Here is a 307-nt window from a genome sequence, read left to right as displayed (position 1 = left end):
GTTACCCTTCCTTTTGAAACTGTAGTGTTTCTTAAAAAGAACTTACTATAATCTTGTTTCGCAGTTATTATTCAGTTTTCAAGGTACGTCTTTGAAGGTCTTTTGAGCTTTCGCTCTCCAGGGCCCTCAAAATTGAACAATATCGAACTTGAACTTTCCCTTGTACCAGATCATCCAAAGCATCAAGCTTTGCCGATCTGCCTGACTCCCTAGAAAGGAGGTGATCCAGCCGCAGGTTCTCCTACGGCTACCTTGTTACGACTTCACCCCAATCACCAGTTTTACCTTCGGCGGCGTCCTCCTTGCG

Annotated in this window: 1 rRNA gene; it reads right to left on the bottom strand. The window is 45.0% G+C overall.

Annotated features, from left to right (window positions below):
* Positions 1-213: 213 nt before the first annotated feature.
* Positions 214-307: ribosomal RNA gene (locus JCM17207_RS10490) — 16S ribosomal RNA — on the bottom strand; the annotation flags it as partial.

The sequence above is a fragment of the Faecalibacterium gallinarum genome, assembly GCF_022180365.1.
Classification (GTDB): domain Bacteria; phylum Bacillota; class Clostridia; order Oscillospirales; family Ruminococcaceae; genus Faecalibacterium; species Faecalibacterium gallinarum.
The sequence above is the reverse complement of the archived record's forward strand: the minus strand, read 5'-3'. Positions and strand labels throughout refer to the sequence as shown.